We start from the raw sequence: 16,752 nt of genomic DNA, 5'->3' as shown, positions 1-16,752 counted from the left end.
GGGCAGGCTCGGTGCGGGACGCTCGCAAGTGGCCGCACATGGCGGAGAGGTTATGAGGAGGCATCAGGTGGTCGACGCACACCAGACGTTCATCATCGTCGGCGCGGGGCTGGCCGGGGCGAAGGCCGCCGAGACGCTGAGGTCGGAGGGGTTCACCGGCCGGGTGATCCTGATCGGCGACGAGCGCGACCATCCGTACGAGCGGCCCCCGCTGTCCAAGGGCTACCTGCTGGGCAAGGAGGAGCGCGACAGCGTCTTCGTGCACGAGCCGTCCTGGTACGCGGGTGCCGACATCGAGCTGCACCTGGGCCAGCCCGCCGTGCACCTGGACCGCGGGGCGAAGACGGTGCGCCTGGGTGACGGCACCCTGCTGCACTACGACAAGCTGCTCCTGGCGACGGGCTCCGAGCCGCGCCGCCTGGACATCCCGGGCACCGGCCTGGCCGGGGTGCACCACCTGCGCCGGCTCGCCCACGCCGACCTGCTGCGCAAGGCCCTGACCTCCCTGGGCCGGGACAACGGGCACCTGCTGATCGCGGGCGCGGGCTGGATCGGCCTGGAGGTGGCGGCCGCCGCCCGCTCCTATGGCGCCGAGGTGACCGTGGTCGAGCCGCTGCCCACCCCGCTGCACACGGTGCTCGGCCCGGAGATCGGCCAGTTCTTCGCCGACCTGCACGCCGAGCACGGGGTGCGCTTCCACTTCGGGGCGACGCTGACGGAGATCGTCGGACAGGACGGCATGGTGCTGGCCGCCCGTACGGACGACGGCGAGGAGCACCCGGCGCACGCCGTGCTCGCCGCGATCGGGGCGGCGCCGCGCACCGCGCTCGCCGAGACCTCCGGGCTGGCCCTGGTGGACCGGGAGCACGGCGGCGGGATCGCCGTGGACGCCTCGCTGCGCACCTCCGACCCGGACGTCTTCGCGGTCGGTGACGTGGCCGCCGCCCAGCACCCGGGGCTGGGAACCCGGCTGCGGGTGGAGCACTGGGCCAACGCCCTCAACGGCGGGCCGGCCGCCGCGCGGGCGATGCTGGGGCAGGAGGTCTCGTACGAGCGGGTTCCGTACTTCTTCTCCGACCAGTACGACGTGGGCCTGGAGTACTCCGGGTTCGCCCCGGCGGGCGGCTACGACCAGGTGCTGGTGCGCGGGGACGTGGCCAAGCGGGAGTTCATCGCGTTCTGGCTCTCCGAGGGCCGGGTGCTGGCCGGGATGAACGTGAACGTGTGGGACGTCACCGAGCACCTCCAGAACCTGATCCGGTCGAAGGCCCCGGTGGACCGGGAGAGGCTGGCGGACCCGTCCGTTCCGCTCGCCTCCCTGGTCCCGGCCGAGGGGGCCTGACGGGTTTGCCGCCGACCCACCGTAGAATTCTCGGGTGGCAGGACGGATCAACGACGACGACGTGAAGGCGGTACGGGACGCGGTCCCGATCGACGCCGTGGTCTCCGAGTACCTCCAGCTGCGCAACGCCGGCGGCGGCAACCTCAAGGGCCTGTGCCCCTTCCACGACGAGAAGTCCCCGTCCTTCCAGGTCAGCCCGAGCAAGGGGCTCTACCACTGCTTCGGCTGCCAGGCCGGCGGGGACACCCTCGACTTCATCATGAAGATCGACCACCTCTCCTTCTCGGAGGCGGTCGAGCGGCTGGCCGGCCAGGCCGGCATCACCCTGCGCTACGAGGAGGGCGGCTACACCGCCGGCACCAGCGGCCGCGGCGAGCGGATCCGACTGGTCGAGGCGCACAAGGCCGCCGCGCAGTTCTACGTCGACCAGCTCGGCGGCGCCGAGGCCGAGATCGCCCGCCGCTTCCTGGCGGAGCGCGGCTTCGACCAGGGGGCGGCCGAGCACTTCGGCGTGGGCTACAGCCCGGCGGGCTGGGACCACCTGACCCGGTTCCTGCGCGGGCGGGGCTTCAGCGACAAGGAGCTGATCCTCTCCGGGCTGGCCCAGGACAGCCGCAGCGGCAAGCCCATCGACCGCTTCCGCGGCCGCCTGATGTGGCCGATCCGGGACATCAGCGGCGAGGTGGTCGGCTTCGGCGCGCGCAAGCTGCGCGAGGACGACAACGGCCCCAAGTACCTGAACACCCCCGAGACGCCGATCTACAAGAAGTCCCAGGTCCTGTACGGCATCGACCTGGCCAAGAAGGAGATCGCGAAGACCTCCCGGGCCGTGGTCGTCGAGGGCTACACCGACGTGATGGCCTGCCACCTGGCCGGAGTCACCACCGCCATCGCCACCTGTGGCACCGCCTTCGGCGGGGAGCACATCAAGATCCTGCGCCGGCTGCTGATGGACAACGCGACCGCCGAGGTGATCTTCACCTTCGACGGCGACGCGGCTGGGCAGAAGGCCGCCCTGCGCGCCTTCGAGGACGACCAGAAGTTCGCGGCGGAGACCTCGATCGCGATCACCCCGGGCGGGATGGACCCCTGCGACCTGCGGCTCGCGCAGGGCGACGCGGCCGTCTCCGGGCTGGTGGAGTCCCGCACCCCGCTGTTCGAGTTCGCGCTGCGGCACATCGTGTCCCGGCACAACCTGGAGAACCCGGCGGGGCGGGCGGCCGCCCTGGACGAGGCCGCTCCCGTCGTCGCCGGGATCAAGAACATCGCGATCCAGCACGAGTCGGCGGTGCAGCTGGCAGGCATGCTGGGCATCCGCGACGAGCAGTTCGTGGTCAAGCGCGTCGCGCAGCAGGCCCGCTGGGCGCGCGAGCGCGGCCAGCAGTCGGACCGGCGGCAGCCGCAGCAGTCCGGCCGCCGCTACGAGGAGGCCCCGGCCGCGCCTGCCGCGGCACGGCCGAGCGGTCCCGCCCTGAACCTGCGCAGCCCGGCGCACCGCACGGAGCGGGAGCTGCTCAAGCTGGCGCTCCAGCGGCCGGCCCTGGTCTCCCCGGCGTTCGACGCGTACGGGGCCGACGAGTTCACCGCCCCGCCGTACGCGGAGGTCCGCCAGGCCATCCAGGACGCGGGCGGCGTCGCGCAGGGCACCGAGGACTATCTGGCGCGGGTGCGCGAGGCGGCCCCGAACGACACGGTGCGCGCGCTGGTGACGGAGCTGGCGGTGGAGGCCATCCACGCCAAGACGGTGGACGAGGTCTACGCGGGGGTCCAGCTGGTGCAGGTCCGCCTGCGCGCCGTGGACCGCCGGGTCCACGAGATCCAGGGCCAGATGGCCCGCCTCGGCCCCCAGGCCCCGCCGGAGCAGCACGCGGCGGTCCAGCAGGAGCTGTGGGTCCTCCAGCAGTACGGCCAGCGCCTGCGCAACCGCGGCGCGGAGGGCCTGTAGGCCCTGGGGGTGCCGCTGCGCGGGGCAGTCCCCTGCCCGCCGTTCCCCGGGCTCCGCCCGGACCCGTTCCGGACGCTCCGCTCCCCGCCGGTGTCCGAGGCGGGGGGTACTCCCAGCGGTTGCCGGGGGAGAAACGGAGAAAGGGCGGGGAGAGGCACCGCGCAGCGCCACCGCCCCGCTCCCGGCTACCGCCGCAGCCAGTCCCCGCCCGGTATCTCGGTCCCCGACCGGGCGAGCCGGCGGGCCAGCGGCGCGGCCGCCAGGTACACCCAGGCCCGCACCCGGCTCCCGTCGGGCCGTACGGCGTCCCGCGCCACGCGGTCGTAGACGTTCCCCGGGCTGTCCGGCCCGGCGTACTCCTCCAGCAGGTCCAGCGCGTCCAGCAGCTCCCCGTACGCGTCCGCCGACGGGGTGATCAGCTCCCCGGCTATCACCGAGCCGGCCCGCTCCACCGCGTACGGGTACCCCGGCCCCTCGTACAGCACGGCGCCCGGCAGCCGGGCCGGCTCCTCGGCGGCGGTGCGGCCGCGCAGGAACAGGTCGTGGTTGACCTCCCCGGGCCGCAGCGTCCCGTACACGAAGAACGGCAGCACACCGCCGGATCCCGGCCGGTCGACCGATGCCACGAGCCCCTCCTCCGACTGCACCGGACCTGCTCGGACCGGGCCCGAAGGCCCCTCTTTCCCGTGCACCCCCACCGTACGCAGGCGCCGGGGTGCGCCTGCGGGCCCCCGCCTCCGGGGGGGCGCGGCAGCGACGGTGACCCTGCCGGAGGCCCGAGCGGGCCGCGTTTCACCCGGACGGGGTGGGGGCGCCCGGATGGCCGCGCAGTGCCCCTGACGTGCCCGGATGACCTCTCGGAGGACAGTCGGGGCCATATCTGACGATGGGTCAGCAGGCGGCTGCCGGGCGCCCCGGTTTTCCTCGAGACACGACCCCGTGTCCCCTGGAGTGACCCATGCGCCGCAGGACCGCCCACGCGCTGACCGCCGCCGCACTGACCGCCGCCGCCTTCGCGGGCCCGGTCGCGGGAGCGGTGGCCGCCGCGGACCTCGGCATGCCACCCTTCGCGCCGGGGGACTTCGCCGTGCTGGAGGTCTGGCCGAAGTCCGCGCTGCCGGGGACCACGGTCACCGTGAACACCAAGGCCTGCGGCCCGGGCGGGCATGCCGAGGGCGATGCCACCACCGTGGGCGGGGGCCGCTTCAAGCTGACCCCGGGCACCCACAAGGAGGGGGTGGCGGGCCAGTTCCAGGTCGCCCGCGACCTGCGGCCCGGCACCTACGGCATCGGCGCCACCTGCGCCGACGGCAAGTTCGCCACCGGCGACCTGATCGTCACCGCGCACGGCCCCCAGGGGCACGTACGCACCGGGGTGGGCGGTGGCACGTCCACCACCACGGACCCGGCCAAGATCACGGCGGGAGCGGCAGTGCTGGCCGCGGCCGCCGTCGGCGGTACCTGGCTCCTGCGTCGCCGGGCGAGCGGCACGCGGAGCTGACGGGCGCCCACCGCGGCTGCGGCCGCGGTCCGACCGGTACCGCCCCCCGTCGCCCGCCCCGCGAGGTCCCCCCCGTTCGCGGGGCCGGGCGACGGCCACTCCTGTCCACGGCGAGGCAAGGGGGTACGAGGCATGGCCGGCGGCTTCCCGGGCTTCCGGGGCATCCGTGACATCCGGGAGGTCGCGCGCACCCGCGGCCGCCGGCCCGGGGCCGGCGGGGGCACGGGGTCCGGCACAGGCGCCGGCGACGGCAGGGGCGACGAACACGGCCGCGGCACAGGCGACGGCCGTGGCACGGCCGGCGCGCACGGCACGGCCGGCGCACACGGGACGGGTGACGGCCGCGGCACGACCGGCGGGCACGGCACGGACGGCGGGTACGGGACGCATCCCGGTCCGGCGGCCCGGCGCGGGCGGGCCGGCCTGGTCGCGGTGGCCGCCTGCGTCGGCGTATGGCTGATCACCACCGGGTCGAACGAGACCGTCCGGCCGCCGCTCCCCTCCCCCGCCGACGCCCTGAGCGCGCAGGCCGTCTACCCCGGGAGCATCGACCCGCTCCCCGGCTCCCCGCCGACCCGGATCCGGATCCCTGCCATCCGCGTGGACGCCCCGCTCACCGGGCTCGGCCTGGAGCGCGACGGCAGCCTGGAAGTGCCGCCGCCCGCCCGGGGCGACCTCGCGGGCTGGTACCGCGACGGGACCACCCCGGGCGCGACCGGCACCGCCGTGATCGCGGGCCACGTGGACAACGCGAGCGGCCCGGCGGTCTTCTACCACCTGGGCGCGCTGCACCGGGGGGCCGTCATCGAGGTCGTCCGCGCGGACGGACGCACGGCGGTGTTCACGGTCCACGCGGTCGCGGTCTACGACGCGAAGTCCTTCCCCGACCGGCGCGTGTACGGCCCCTCGCCGCGCGCCGAGCTGCGGGTGATCACCTGCGGCGGGGGATTCTCGCCGCGCACCGGCTACCAGGGCAACGTGGTCGTCTTCGCGCACCTCACCGGGACCTACTGAACCGGGCACCCCGCCTCCAGGATCAAGATCATCAACTTGCAGAATGACCCTTATGTCGATAAGGAACACGCCCAGAGCAGCCACCCTCGACGACGCCGCGGACCTCGGCCGGACCCTGGCCCGCGCCTTCGCCGACGACCCGATGATGTGCTGGTTCTTCCCCGACGAGACCACCCGCGAGGAGGGCCTGACCCGCTACTTCTCGACGATCTTCACCCGGCAGTACGGCCGTCACGGCTTCTGCGAGCGCACCGACCTGGCCGCCTCCTTCTGGGTGGCGCCGGAGGCGCAGGCCAAGGCCGTTCCGGACGCGGAGACCATCGCGGAGCTGACGGACATCCTCGGCGACACGGCTCCCCTGTTCCGCGAGGCCGTCGAGGCCGCCGCCGAGCACGCGCCGCCGGAGGAGCACTGGTACCTGGCCGTGGTCGGCGCCGACCCGGCCGGCCAGGGCCAGGGGCACGGGGCCGCGCTGCTGCGCTCCGGGCTGGCCCGGGCCGACGCGGCGGGCCTGCCCGTCTACCTGGAGTCCTCCAAGGAGTCCAACCTGCCCTTCTACGAGCACTTCGGCTTCACCGTGCTCGGCGAGGCGCAGCTGCCCGGCGGCGGGCCGACCCTGTGGGTGATGCGCCGCGCCCCGCGCGCCTGACCCCCGGCGGGTGCGGGGCCCGCGGGTCCCGCACCCGCTCAGCCCCACTGCTCCAGGCCGAGCTTGACCACCAGCGCGCCGACGACCGTCAGCAGCACGCCCCGGACGAACCCGCTGCCCTTCTTGAGGGCCATCCGGGCCCCGACCATGCCGCCGGCCAGGTTGAACACCGCCATCAGCGCGGCCAGCTGCCAGAAGACCATCCCCTGGTAGGCGAACATCGCGAGCGCGCCCGCGTTGGTGCAGCAGTTGACGATCTTCGCGGTGGCGGAGGCGGTGACCAGGTCGAGGTGGAGCAGGGCGGTGAGGGCCAACACCAGGAACGTTCCGGTGCCGGGTCCGATGAGGCCGTCGTAGAAGCCGATGCCCAGGCCGGCGAGGGCGATGGTGAGCAGCACCCGCTTCCGGGAGACCGGCGAGGCGGAGGGGGCGGCACCGAACCCCGGCTTGAAGATCACGACGGCGGCGACCACCACCAGCACGCCCATGATCAGCGGCCGCATGGCGTCCTTGCTGATCCCGCCGGCGAGCGCGGCCCCGCCCATCGAGCCGGCCAGCGCGGCCAGGCCGATCCGGACGGCGAGCTTCACGTCCACGGGGGTCTTGCGCGCGTAGGTGACGGCCGCTCCGGCCGTGCCGACGATGGCCACCGCCTTGTTGGTCCCCAGCACGGCGGCGGGCTGGGCGTGCGGCAGGCCGAGCAGCAGGGCCGGCAGGAGCAGCAGCCCGCCGCCGCCCACCACCGCGTCGATCCAGCCGGCCGCCGCGGCGGCCGTGCACAGCACGATGATCATGGTCGTTGATATGTCAGGCACGCACCCGACCCTAGGGAGCGGATCCGTGCACGTCCCATCGATCGCCGGAAAGTTGCGCGAAGCTTGAGGTTCACGGCCCGCGCCCGGCGGCGGGCGCAAGCCTCACCGGCCGCCGCCGCGGGCGCTGAGGCCGGCGTTCCGTCCGGGTAACAGGAGCGATGCCACGGGGAAACAGCCGCCCCGCACGCTCGTTCCATGACCTCGGAACAGCGTGTGGTGGTGATCGGCGGCGGCCTGGCGGGCCTGCGGCTCGCCGCGCGGCTGGGACCGGCCGCCTCGGTGACCGTCCTCGGCGAGGAGTCCCGCGCCCCCTACAACCGGGTCCTGCTGGCGGAGGTGCTGGCCGGCCGGTACGCCCCCGACGTGGCCGCGCTCCCGGACCCGGGCCCGGCGCTGCGGCGCGGGGTGCGGGCGGTGCGGATCGACCGCGCCGCGCGGCGGGTGCACTGCGACGACGGCACGGCCCCGGAGTACGACGCCCTCGTCCTGGCCACCGGCTCGAACCCCGTCCTGCCGCCGCTGCGCGGGCTGTTCCCGCCCGGCGGCGGGGAACTCCCCGAGGGGGTGCACGCGTTCCGCACCATGGACGACTGCCTCGCCCTGGGCGCGGCCGTCCGTCCGGGCGTGCGCGCGGTGGTGATCGGCGGCGGGCTCCTCGGCGTCTCCGCGGCCCGCGCGCTGGCCGCCCGGGGCGCCCAGGTGGTCCTCGCGCAGCAGGCCGAGCGGCTGATGGAGCGGCAGCTCGACGCCGACGCCTCGGCACTGCTGCACACCCACCTGACCGCGCTCGGCGCGGAGATCCACACCGAGTGCCGCGTCAGGGGCCTGGCCACGACCGGTGCGCCGCCGTCCCCAGCCCCTGCCCGGCCCGGCCGGGCCCACCGCAGGGTCGTCACCGGGGTCGAGCTCGCCGACGGCTACCGGCTCGACGCCGACCTCGTCGTCCTCGCCTGCGGCGTCCGCCCCCGCACCGGACTCGCCCAGGCCGCCGGGCTGGAGGTCCGCAAGGGCGTCGTGGTCGACGACCGGCTGCGCACCAGTGACCCGTACGTCCACGCCATCGGCGACTGCGCCGAGCACGCCGGCCGGCTCTACGGCCTGGCCGGACCCGCCCTGGAGCAGGCCGACGCCCTCGCCGCCACCCTCGCCGGCTCCCCCACCGACTACACCGGCACCCGCGCCCTGACCCGGCTCACCCTCGGCGGCGCCGACCGCCCCCTCGACCTCGCCGCCTTCGGCGACCCCACCCCGCTCCCCGGCGACGACGTGGTCCGCCTCACCGACGCCACCCGGCGCACCTACCGCAAGGTCGTCCTGCGCGGCGACCGGCTCGTCGGCGGGGTCCTGCTGGGCGAGCTCTCCACCGTGGGGGCCCTGGCCCGCACCTGGGAGGGCGACGAGTCCCTGGACGCACCGCACGACATGTTCCACCTGCTCACCGACGACGGAGGCCACTGACATGACCGAGCCCCTGCCCGCGATCGTGCTCATCGGGCACGGCATGGTCGGCCAGCGCTACCTGGAGGCGCTCGCCGAACGCGGGGCCACCGCCACGCACCGCGTCACCGTGCTCTGCGAGGAGCCCCGGCCCGCCTACGACCGGGTGCACCTCACCTCGTACTTCTCCGGCAGCAGCCCCGAGGAGCTCTCCCTCACCCCGCCCGGCTTCCTGGAGGAGCACGGCATCGAGCTGCACCTGGACGACCCCGCCGAGGTTGTCGACCGCGGGGCCCGCACCGTCACCTCGCGCTCCGGGCGCGTCTTCCCGTACGACGTGCTCGTCCTGGCGACCGGCAGCCACCCGTTCGTCCCGCCCGTCCCCGGCAAGGACGCCCCGGGCTGCTTCGTGTACCGCACCATCGAGGACCTCCTCGCGATCGAGGAGTACGCGAAGACCCGGTCCAGCGGCGCCGTGGTCGGCGGCGGGCTCCTCGGACTGGAGGCCGCCGGCGCCCTCCAGGGTCTCGGACTCGCCACCCGCATCGTGGAGTTCGCGCCCCGGCTGATGCCCGTCCAGGTGGACGAGGGCGGCGGCGCGGCCCTGCTGCGCACCATCGAGGGCATGGGCCTGACCGTGCACACCGGCGTCGGCACCCAGGCGGTGCTGACCGGCGCGGACGGCTCCGTCACCGGGATGAGCCTGTCCGACGGGTCCACGGTCGACACCGAGCTCGTCGTCTTCTCCGCCGGGGTCCGCCCCCGCGACCAGCTCGGCCGTGACTGCGGCCTGGCCGTCGGCGAGCGCGGCGGGATCTCCGTCGACGCCCGCTGCCGCACCTCCGACCCGCGCGTGTACGCGATCGGCGAGTGCGCGCAGGCCGTCGACGGCCGGGTCTACGGCCTGGTTGCGCCCGGCTACGAGATGGCGGAGACCGCCGCCGAGGACCTGCTGGGCCGCGAACGGGAGTTCACCGGGGCCGACCTGTCCACCAAGCTCAAGCTGCTCGGCGTGGACGTGGCCTCCTTCGGCGACGCGCACGGCGCCGCCGAGGGCAGCCTGGACGTCGTCTGGTCCGACTCCCGCTCCGGGATCTACAAGAAGCTCGTCATGTCCTCCGAGGGGGTCCTGCTCGGCGGGGTGCTGGTCGGCGACGCCGACGCCTACGGGCTGCTGCGCCCGCTGACCGGCAGCGTCCCGCCCGTCGCCCCCGAGCAGCTGGTGCTGCCCGCCGGACTCGGCCCCGCCGCACAGCTCGGACCGTCCGCGCTGCCCGACACCGCGGTGATCTGCTCCTGCCACAACGTCACCAAGAAGGCCATCACCGCCTGCTCGACCCTGCCCGAGGTCAAGAAGTGCACCAAGGCCGGGACCGGCTGCGGCGGCTGCCTCAAGGTGATCGGGCAGCTGCTGCCGCCCGCCGCCGACCCGGGGCTGTGCGGCTGCTTCGCGTACACGCGGGCGGAGCTGTACGAGATCGTCCGGACCCGGCGCCTCGCCTCGTTCCGGGAACTCCTCGACGGGCACGGCCGGCCGGAGGCCCGGGGCGGCGAGGGCTGCGAGGTCTGCAAGCCGGCCGTCGGCTCGGTCATCGCCTCGCTCGCCCCCGCCGTCGGCGCCAGCGGCTACGTCCTCGACGGGGAGCAGGCCGCCCTCCAGGACACCAACGACCACTTCCTGGCGAACCTCCAGCGCAACGGCTCGTACTCGGTCGTGCCGCGCATCCCGGGGGGCGAGATCACCCCCGAGAAGCTGATCGTGATCGGCGAGGTGGCCCGCGACTTCGGCCTCTACACGAAGATCACCGGCGGCCAGCGCATCGATCTGTTCGGGGCGCGCGTGGAGCAGCTGCCGGGGATCTGGGCCCGGCTGGTCGACGCCGGCTTCGAGTCCGGGCACGCGTACGGGAAGGCCCTGCGGACGGTGAAGTCCTGCGTGGGGCAGACCTGGTGCCGCTACGGCGTCCAGGACAGCGTGCGGATGGCCATCGACCTGGAGCTGCGCTACCGGGGCCTGCGCGCCCCGCACAAGCTGAAGTCGGCGGTGTCCGGCTGCACCCGCGAGTGCGCGGAGGCGCAGAGCAAGGACTTCGGGGTCATCGCGACGGCCAACGGCTGGAACCTCTACGTCGGAGGCAACGGCGGCGCCGTCCCGCGCCACGCGGACCTGCTCGCACAGGACCTCTCGGACGCCGAACTGGTACGGCTCATCGACCGGTTCCTCATGTTCTACATCCGCACCGCCGACCGGCTGGAGCGGACCTCCACCTGGCTGGAGCGGCTGGAGGGGGGCCTGGACCACCTGCGGGACGTGGTGGTGCACGACTCGCTCGGACTCTGCGCGGAGCTGGAGTCGCTGATGGCCGAGCACGTGGCGCACTACCGCGACGAATGGGCCGAGACGCTCCGGGACCCGGACCGGCTGCGGCGGTTCGTGTCCTTCGTCAACGCCCCCGGCGCCCCCGACCCGACCGTGAGGTTCGTCCCCGAGCGCGACCAGGTCAAGCCCGACCTGGCCGTCCTGACCATTGGAGGTCCTGTCCGATGACCGTCGAACTGCACGTGGCCGAGGGCTGGCTGACGGTGTGCGAGCTGTCCTCGCTCACCCCGGGCCGCGGGGTCGCGGCCCTGCTTCCGGACGGGTCCCAGGCCGCGGTGTTCGTCGACCGTACCGGGCGCCCGTACGCGATCGGCAACCAGGACCCCTTCACCGGCGCGCAGGTGCTGTCGCGCGGGCTGGTGGGGTGGGCGGCGGGCCGGGCCTTCGTGGCCTCGCCGCTGCTGAAGCAGCGCTTCGACCTGGAGTCGGGGCGCTGCCTGGACGACGAGGAGGTGGCGGTCCGGACGTACCCGGTGCGGACCGCCGCGACCTCGTAGGGCGGAGGATCAGCCCTGCACCATGGCCGGGTCCATCCACATGATCTCCCAGGTGTGGCCGTCGAGGTCGTCGAAGGCCCGGCCGTACATGACGCCGTGGTCCTGGGCGGGGCGGGGCTCGGTGGCCCCGGCCGCCAGGGCCCCGTCGACCAGCTCGTCGACCGCGGCGCGGCTCTCGGCGCTGAGGCAGACCAGCACCTCGGAGGTGGTCCGCGCGTCCGCGATGGCCTTGTGGGTGAAGTCCTTGTAGCGGGCCTCGGTCAGGAACATCGCGACGATGCTGTCGGAGATGGGCATGGCGGCGCAGTTCTCGTCGGTGAACTGGGCGTTGAAGGAGTAGCCCAGCTTGCCCCAGAACGCCTTCGTGGCCTCCAGGTCGCTGACGGGCAGGTTGACGAAGATCATGGTGGAGGACATCCCGGTGTCTCTTCTCTCTGGTGGGGCCCGGCGCGCGGTGCGCGTGGTCCGTTCGTTGCTGTCGAGGGGTAGACCGGGGCCGGCCCGCGAACTCATCGCTCTGCGCGAGATTTTTTCGACTTTTTTCGACGGGCCGGGAATCCGCAGGTCAGAGCCGGTTCCGGGGTGGCGGCCGGAGGGGCCGCCACCCCGGTGAAGCGATCCTTCAGGAGACCACCGCGCCACCCTTGAGGAGGGCCGCGCCGAGCGGGGTCACCGTGTGCAGGACGGCGTTGCCGTGGCGCAGGGTGGTCACCAGGCCCGCCTCGCGCATCACGCAGGCGTGCTGGCTCGCCGAGGCCAGGGAGACCCCGGCCCGGCGGGCGAGTTCGCTGGTGGTGGCCCCGTCGCCGATGGCCCGCAGCACCACCGAGCGGGTGTGGCCCACCAGCTTGCCCAGGGTGCGCTGGCGCTGCTCCTCGGCCGGCCGCGCGGCCTCCCCGCCGGCTCCGGCGGAGGCCAGCTGGGCGGCCGCCGGATAGACCAGCACGGGCGGCAGCTCCGGGTCGTGGAGGGTCACCGCCGTGCGCCGGCAGAAGAAGGACGGCTGGAGCAGCAGCCCTCGCCCCCGCAGCCGTACGTCCCGGTCCACCGGGTACTCGCATTCGAGCACCGGGGCCCGCCAGCGCAGCATCGGCGGCAGCGAGGCCAGCAGCTCGTCGGCGCCCCCGTCGAGGAGGGCGCGGCCGCGCGCGGCCCGCTCCGCCTCGATCTGGGCCTGGATGTGGGTCCAGTACGGTTCCACGGCCGCCCGGTGGTAGCCGCGCAGCTCGCCCAGCAGCCGGGGCAGGTGCTTGGTGCCGCCGTCCATGAACTCCCGCAGCCGGGTCGGCGGCGGGGTCCCGAAGGCCGCGCCGAAGCCCGCGGCGGCGCCCGCGCCCACGAGGGACAGTTCGTGGCGCAGCCGGTCCGCGTGGAGGCCGCGCAGGGCGTCGAGGCCGACGTCCCACCCGTACTGGCCCTCGGACGGGGTCAGGAAATCGGGGAAATAGCCGCGAGCCGGTATCAGCGCGCTCAGCAGCCTTGTTTCACCATTCAACCGGCTCCGGGCTTCCGTACGCCATTCGCCGAACAGCCGGGCGTCACGCCGGTCTCTTAAGCGATGAAAACTAAGAATCGTTTCCCACAACGCATCGGGACGCCCTGCCATCCGTACGCGTGCCAGGTCCACTCCAGTGAAATGGATACGCAGCACCGAACCCCCACCTGTGCAACCGCAATCCCCCCGCCCCACGAGTATGCATGCCGTCACACGTGGTCACCACGCCCTTTCGGCCACAGTTGAAACCCCTTTCGGCAGGGGCGTGACAAGCGAAATCCTGTACTCCGCCAGGCACACTCCGGCGCGACCGAAACGCTCCGTGAAGGCCGTGGGGGGCTTTGCGGGGCCTGGCGGTCGGTCGCACCGGGAAGCGCCGACGTGCCTGGCGGATAGGCGGCAGGCGGCGGACGGGTGGGGATCCGTCCGCCGCCTGGCGCCGTAATGACTTCGTTGAATATTCGCGAAACGCGGTCCGGGTGAGGCGCACGGGGCTTCCCGGGGCATCACGGGGCTTCCGGGGGGGGCTTCCAGGGAAGGCTTCCGAATAGATGGAAGCGCCCGCCCCCGGCAGTCAGGGAACCGGGGGCGGGCGCTGTCGGGGGGCCGGGCTCAGCGGCTGTCGGAGCCCTTGGCCTCGGCGGCGGCTCGGCCGGCCTCCAGGCGCGCCACCGGGATCCGGAACGGCGAGCAGGAGACGTAGTCGAGGCCGACCTCGTGGAAGAAGTGCACGGACTCGGGGTCGCCACCGTGCTCGCCGCAGACGCCGAGCTTGAGGTCGGGACGGGTGGCCCGGCCCTGCTCGACCGCGTGGCGCACGAGGGAGCCGACGCCGTCCTTGTCGATGGTCTCGAAGGGCGAAACCCCGAAGATGCCCTTCTCCAGGTACGCGGTGAAGAAGCTGGCCTCGACGTCGTCGCGGGAGAAGCCCCACACCGTCTGGGTCAGGTCGTTCGTGCCGAAGGAGAAGAACTGCGCGGCCTCGGCGATCTGGGCGGCCGTCAGCGCGGCGCGCGGCAGCTCGATCATCGTGCCGACCGTCAGCCTGAGGCTGGTGCCGGTGGCGGCCTCGACCTCGGCGATGATCGCGTCGGCCTCCTCGCGGACGATCTCCAGTTCCTGGACGGTGCCCACGAGCGGGACCATGATCTCGGCGCGCGGGTCGCCCTTGGCGTTCTTGCGCTCGGCGGCGGCCTCGGCGATCGCCCGGACCTGCATGGCGAACAGGCCGGGGATGACCAGGCCGAGGCGGACGCCGCGCAGACCCAGCATCGGGTTCTGCTCGTGCAGCTTGTGCACGGCCTGGAGCAGGCGCAGGTCGTTCTCGTTGGCGTCCTGGCGGGACTCGGCGAGGGCGACGCGCACCGAGAGCTCGGTGATGTCGGGCAGGAACTCGTGCAGCGGCGGGTCCAGGAGGCGGACGGTGACGGGCAGGCCGTCCATCGCCTCGAACAGCTCGACGAAGTCCTTCTTCTGCAGCGGCAGGAGGGCACTGAGTGCCTCCTCGCGCTCCGAGTCGGTGTCCGCGAGGATCAGGCGCTCGACCATCTCGCGGCGCTCGCCGAGGAACATGTGCTCGGTGCGGCACAGACCGATGCCCTGGGCGCCGAAGCGGCGGGCGCGCAGCGCGTCCTCGGCGTTGTCGGCGTTGGCGCGCACCCGCAGGCGGCGGACGCGGTCGGCGTAGGCCATGATCCGGTGCACGGCGCCGACGAGCTCGTCGGCGTCGTCCGCACCGGCGTGCATGCGGCCCTCGAAGTACTCGACGACCGGGGACGGTACGACGGGCACCTCGCCCAGGTAGACCTTGCCGGTGGAGCCGTCGATGGAGACGACGTCGCCCTCTTCGATGACCTGCCCGCCGACCGTCATCCGGCGGCGCTTGGTGTCGACGTCCAGGTCCTCGGCGCCGCAGACGCAGGTCTTGCCCATGCCGCGGGCGACGACGGCGGCGTGCGAGGTCTTGCCACCGCGCGAGGTCAGGATGCCCTCGGAGGCGATCATGCCGTCCAGGTCGTCCGGGTTGGTCTCGCGGCGGATCAGGATGACCTTCTCGCCGGACCGGGACCACTTGACGGCCGTGTAGGAGTCGAAGACGGCCTTGCCGACCGCCGCGCCCGGGGAGGCGGCGATGCCGCGGCCCAGGAGGGTGGTCGTGGCGTCCTCGTCGAAGCGCGGGAACATCAGCTGGGCCAGCTGGGCGCCGGTGACGCGCTGGAGGGCCTCGGCCTCGGAGATCAGGCCCTGGTCCACGAGCTGGGTGGCGATACGGAAGGCGGCGCCGGCGGTGCGCTTGCCGACGCGGGTCTGGAGCATCCACAGCTGGCCGCGCTCGATGGTGAACTCGATGTCGCAGAGATCCTTGTAGTGGGTCTCCAGCTTCGTCATGATCGCCATGAGCTGGTCGTAGGAGGCCTTGTCGATGGCCTCCAGGTCCGCGAGCGGCACGGTGTTGCGGATGCCCGCGACGACGTCCTCGCCCTGGGCGTTCTGCAGGTAGTCGCCGTAGACGCCGGCGTGGCCGCTGGCGGGGTCGCGGGTGAAGGCGACGCCGGTGCCCGAGTCGGGGCCGAGGTTGCCGAAGACCATGGAGCAGACGTTGACGGCGGTGCCCAGGTCGCCGGGGATGCGCTCCTGGCGGCGGTAGAGCTTGGCGCGCTCGGTGTTCCAGGAGTTGAAGACGGCCTCGACGGCGAGGTCGAGCTGCTCGCGGGCGTCCTGCGGGAACTCGCGGCCGGCCTCCTTCGCGACGATCTTCTTGAAGGCCTTGACCAGCTTCTTGAGGTCGGCGGCGTCGAGGTCGGTGTCGACGGTGACCTTCTTGGCGGCCTTGGCCGCGTCGAGGGCGTCCTCGAAGAGCTCGCCCTCGACGCCGAGGACGGTCTTGCCGAACATCTGGATGAGCCGGCGGTACGAGTCCCACGCGAAGCGCTCGTTGTCGGCCTGGGCGGCGAGGCCGACCACGGACTCGTCGGAGAGGCCGATGTTGAGGACCGTGTCCATCATGCCGGGCATGGAGAACTTGGCGCCGGAGCGCACGGAGACCAGGAGCGGGTCGTCCGACTGGCCGAGCTTCTTGCCCATCTTCGCTTCGAGGGCGTCGAGGTGCGCGCTGACCTCGTCGCGCAGCTCGGCCGGGGCCGTGCCGCTCTCGAGGTAGACCTTGCAGGCCTCGGTGGTGATGGTGAAGCCGGGGGGGACCGGGAGACCGAGGTTGGTCATCTCGGCGAGGTTGGCCCCCTTGCCGCCGAGGAGGTCCTTGAGGTCCCGGTTGCCCTCGGTGAAGTCGTAGACGAACTTCTGATCTTTGTTTTCCGACACGGGTCTCGACTCCTCGAGGACTCGGGTGGCTGCCCTGACGGCCAGGAACATACCCAGATCGAAGGCTTATCGGTACGTCCACTTGGCGGTCATGGGGCCGTAACCACCCGTGCGCCACCGTATCGAAAGTAACCGGTCGGTAATGAGAACCCACGATCAGCGTTCACATCCCGAAGGGTGAGGGGCCCAGAAAGGCTTGATCCCGCTCGGATGAGCGATCATCGATACATTTGCGTTCAAGTCTTGAACACACAAAGGGTGGCACCCAGTGCCACCCTTTGGAAGTCTTACCCGTGACTTACGCGCTCATATGAGCGAAACCTCTCCCATGCGTGGCGTATATCACGCACCACGCA

At 73.1% G+C, this 16,752-nt stretch carries 13 protein-coding genes; 8 read left to right on the top strand and 5 right to left on the bottom strand.

The genetic code is table 11. The annotated features are described in order from the left end of the window. The first annotated feature begins 67 nt into the window (after positions 1–67). Both ACFY15_RS21790 and dnaG read left to right on the top strand, forming a co-directional pair. The gene (locus ACFY15_RS21790) at positions 68–1,342 is read left to right on the top strand and encodes an NAD(P)/FAD-dependent oxidoreductase (RefSeq protein WP_390825959.1); all 1,275 of its coding nucleotides are present in this window, start codon (positions 68–70) and stop codon (positions 1,340–1,342) included. Between the two features lie 34 nt (positions 1,343–1,376). Then, positions 1,377–3,287 (top strand): DNA primase, encoded by a 1,911-nt coding sequence (dnaG, locus tag ACFY15_RS21785; RefSeq protein WP_390689098.1) that lies wholly within the window; start codon positions 1,377–1,379, stop codon positions 3,285–3,287. Between the two features lie 185 nt (positions 3,288–3,472). On the opposite strand, the gene ACFY15_RS21780 is transcribed toward dnaG, so the two are convergent. After that, complete coding sequence (locus ACFY15_RS21780; RefSeq protein ID WP_390689097.1) at positions 3,473–3,913, bottom strand: gamma-glutamylcyclotransferase family protein; 441 nt, start codon at positions 3,911–3,913, stop codon at positions 3,473–3,475. A 332-nt stretch (positions 3,914–4,245) separates the two neighbouring features. Between ACFY15_RS21780 and ACFY15_RS21775 the strand changes: the two genes are divergently transcribed. The 3 genes from ACFY15_RS21775 to ACFY15_RS21765 all read left to right on the top strand — a co-directional run bounded on the left by ACFY15_RS21775 (position 4,246) and on the right by ACFY15_RS21765 (position 6,451). Next, positions 4,246–4,788, top strand: a complete 543-nt coding sequence (locus ACFY15_RS21775; protein WP_390825958.1) for a hypothetical protein — start codon at positions 4,246–4,248, stop codon at positions 4,786–4,788. A 423-nt stretch (positions 4,789–5,211) separates the two neighbouring features. After that, positions 5,212–5,802: a class F sortase gene (locus ACFY15_RS21770; protein WP_390689168.1), complete on the top strand. Its 591-nt coding sequence runs from the start codon at positions 5,212–5,214 to the stop codon at positions 5,800–5,802. 43 nt (positions 5,803–5,845) lie between these two features. After that, on the top strand, positions 5,846–6,451 hold the full coding sequence (locus ACFY15_RS21765) for a GNAT family N-acetyltransferase (protein WP_390825957.1): 606 nt from the start codon (positions 5,846–5,848) through the stop codon (positions 6,449–6,451). A 38-nt stretch (positions 6,452–6,489) separates the two neighbouring features. Here the strand turns inward: ACFY15_RS21765 and ACFY15_RS21760 are convergent, their stop codons facing one another. After that, entirely contained in the window at positions 6,490–7,266 is a 777-nt protein-coding gene (locus ACFY15_RS21760; protein ID WP_390825956.1) for a sulfite exporter TauE/SafE family protein, read from the bottom strand. A gap of 195 nt (positions 7,267–7,461) precedes the next feature. On the opposite strand from ACFY15_RS21760, the gene ACFY15_RS21755 reads away from it, so the two are divergent. Genes ACFY15_RS21755 through nirD form a run of 3 tightly spaced genes read left to right on the top strand, consistent with a single transcriptional unit; the run spans position 7,462 to position 11,580 of the window. Continuing rightward, complete coding sequence (locus ACFY15_RS21755; RefSeq protein WP_390825955.1) at positions 7,462–8,724, top strand: NAD(P)/FAD-dependent oxidoreductase; 1,263 nt, start codon at positions 7,462–7,464, stop codon at positions 8,722–8,724. Position 8,725: 1 nt separating this feature from the next. Continuing rightward, positions 8,726–11,251 (top strand): nitrite reductase large subunit NirB, encoded by a 2,526-nt coding sequence (gene nirB, locus ACFY15_RS21750; protein WP_390689092.1) that lies wholly within the window; start codon positions 8,726–8,728, stop codon positions 11,249–11,251. Next, the gene (gene nirD / locus ACFY15_RS21745) at positions 11,248–11,580 is read left to right on the top strand and encodes a nitrite reductase small subunit NirD (protein ID WP_390825954.1); all 333 of its coding nucleotides are present in this window, start codon (positions 11,248–11,250) and stop codon (positions 11,578–11,580) included. The genes nirB and nirD overlap by 4 nt, the downstream gene beginning before the upstream one ends. A gap of 9 nt (positions 11,581–11,589) precedes the next feature. Here nirD and ACFY15_RS21740 read toward each other — a convergent pair whose 3' ends face one another. The 3 genes from ACFY15_RS21740 to ppdK form a co-directional block, all read right to left on the bottom strand. Beyond that, positions 11,590–11,997, bottom strand: a complete 408-nt coding sequence (locus ACFY15_RS21740) for a VOC family protein (RefSeq protein WP_390689091.1) — start codon at positions 11,995–11,997, stop codon at positions 11,590–11,592. A gap of 205 nt (positions 11,998–12,202) precedes the next feature. Further along, positions 12,203–13,231 carry a helix-turn-helix domain-containing protein gene (locus ACFY15_RS21735; protein WP_052291211.1) on the bottom strand — a complete coding sequence of 343 codons (1,029 nt, stop codon included), beginning with the start codon at positions 13,229–13,231 and terminating at the stop codon, positions 12,203–12,205. Positions 13,232–13,687: 456 nt separating this feature from the next. Next, positions 13,688–16,396, bottom strand: coding sequence for a pyruvate, phosphate dikinase (gene ppdK, locus ACFY15_RS21730; RefSeq protein WP_390825953.1), 2,709 nt, complete (start codon positions 16,394–16,396; stop codon positions 13,688–13,690). Positions 16,397–16,752 lie beyond the last annotated feature (356 nt).

Source organism: Streptomyces sp. NPDC001373 (assembly GCF_042895815.1).
In the GTDB taxonomy this organism is placed as follows: domain Bacteria; phylum Actinomycetota; class Actinomycetes; order Streptomycetales; family Streptomycetaceae; genus Streptomyces.
The sequence above is the reverse complement of the archived record's forward strand: the minus strand, read 5'-3'. Positions and strand labels throughout refer to the sequence as shown.

What these genes read in the sequence shown, in the direction of transcription:
- ACFY15_RS21775 (WP_390825958.1), top strand. Translation starts at nt 4,246, where the DNA reads ATGCGCCGCAGGACCGCCCACGCGCTGACCGCCGCCGCACTGACCGCC.
- ACFY15_RS21755 (WP_390825955.1), top strand. Translation starts at nt 7,462, where the DNA reads ATGACCTCGGAACAGCGTGTGGTGGTGATCGGCGGCGGCCTGGCGGGC.
- nirD (WP_390825954.1), top strand. Translation starts at nt 11,248, where the DNA reads ATGACCGTCGAACTGCACGTGGCCGAGGGCTGGCTGACGGTGTGCGAG.
- ACFY15_RS21765 (WP_390825957.1), top strand. Translation starts at nt 5,846, where the DNA reads ATGACCCTTATGTCGATAAGGAACACGCCCAGAGCAGCCACCCTCGAC.
- nirB (WP_390689092.1), top strand. Translation starts at nt 8,726, where the DNA reads ATGACCGAGCCCCTGCCCGCGATCGTGCTCATCGGGCACGGCATGGTC.
- ACFY15_RS21740 (WP_390689091.1), bottom strand. Translation starts at nt 11,997, where the DNA reads ATGTCCTCCACCATGATCTTCGTCAACCTGCCCGTCAGCGACCTGGAG.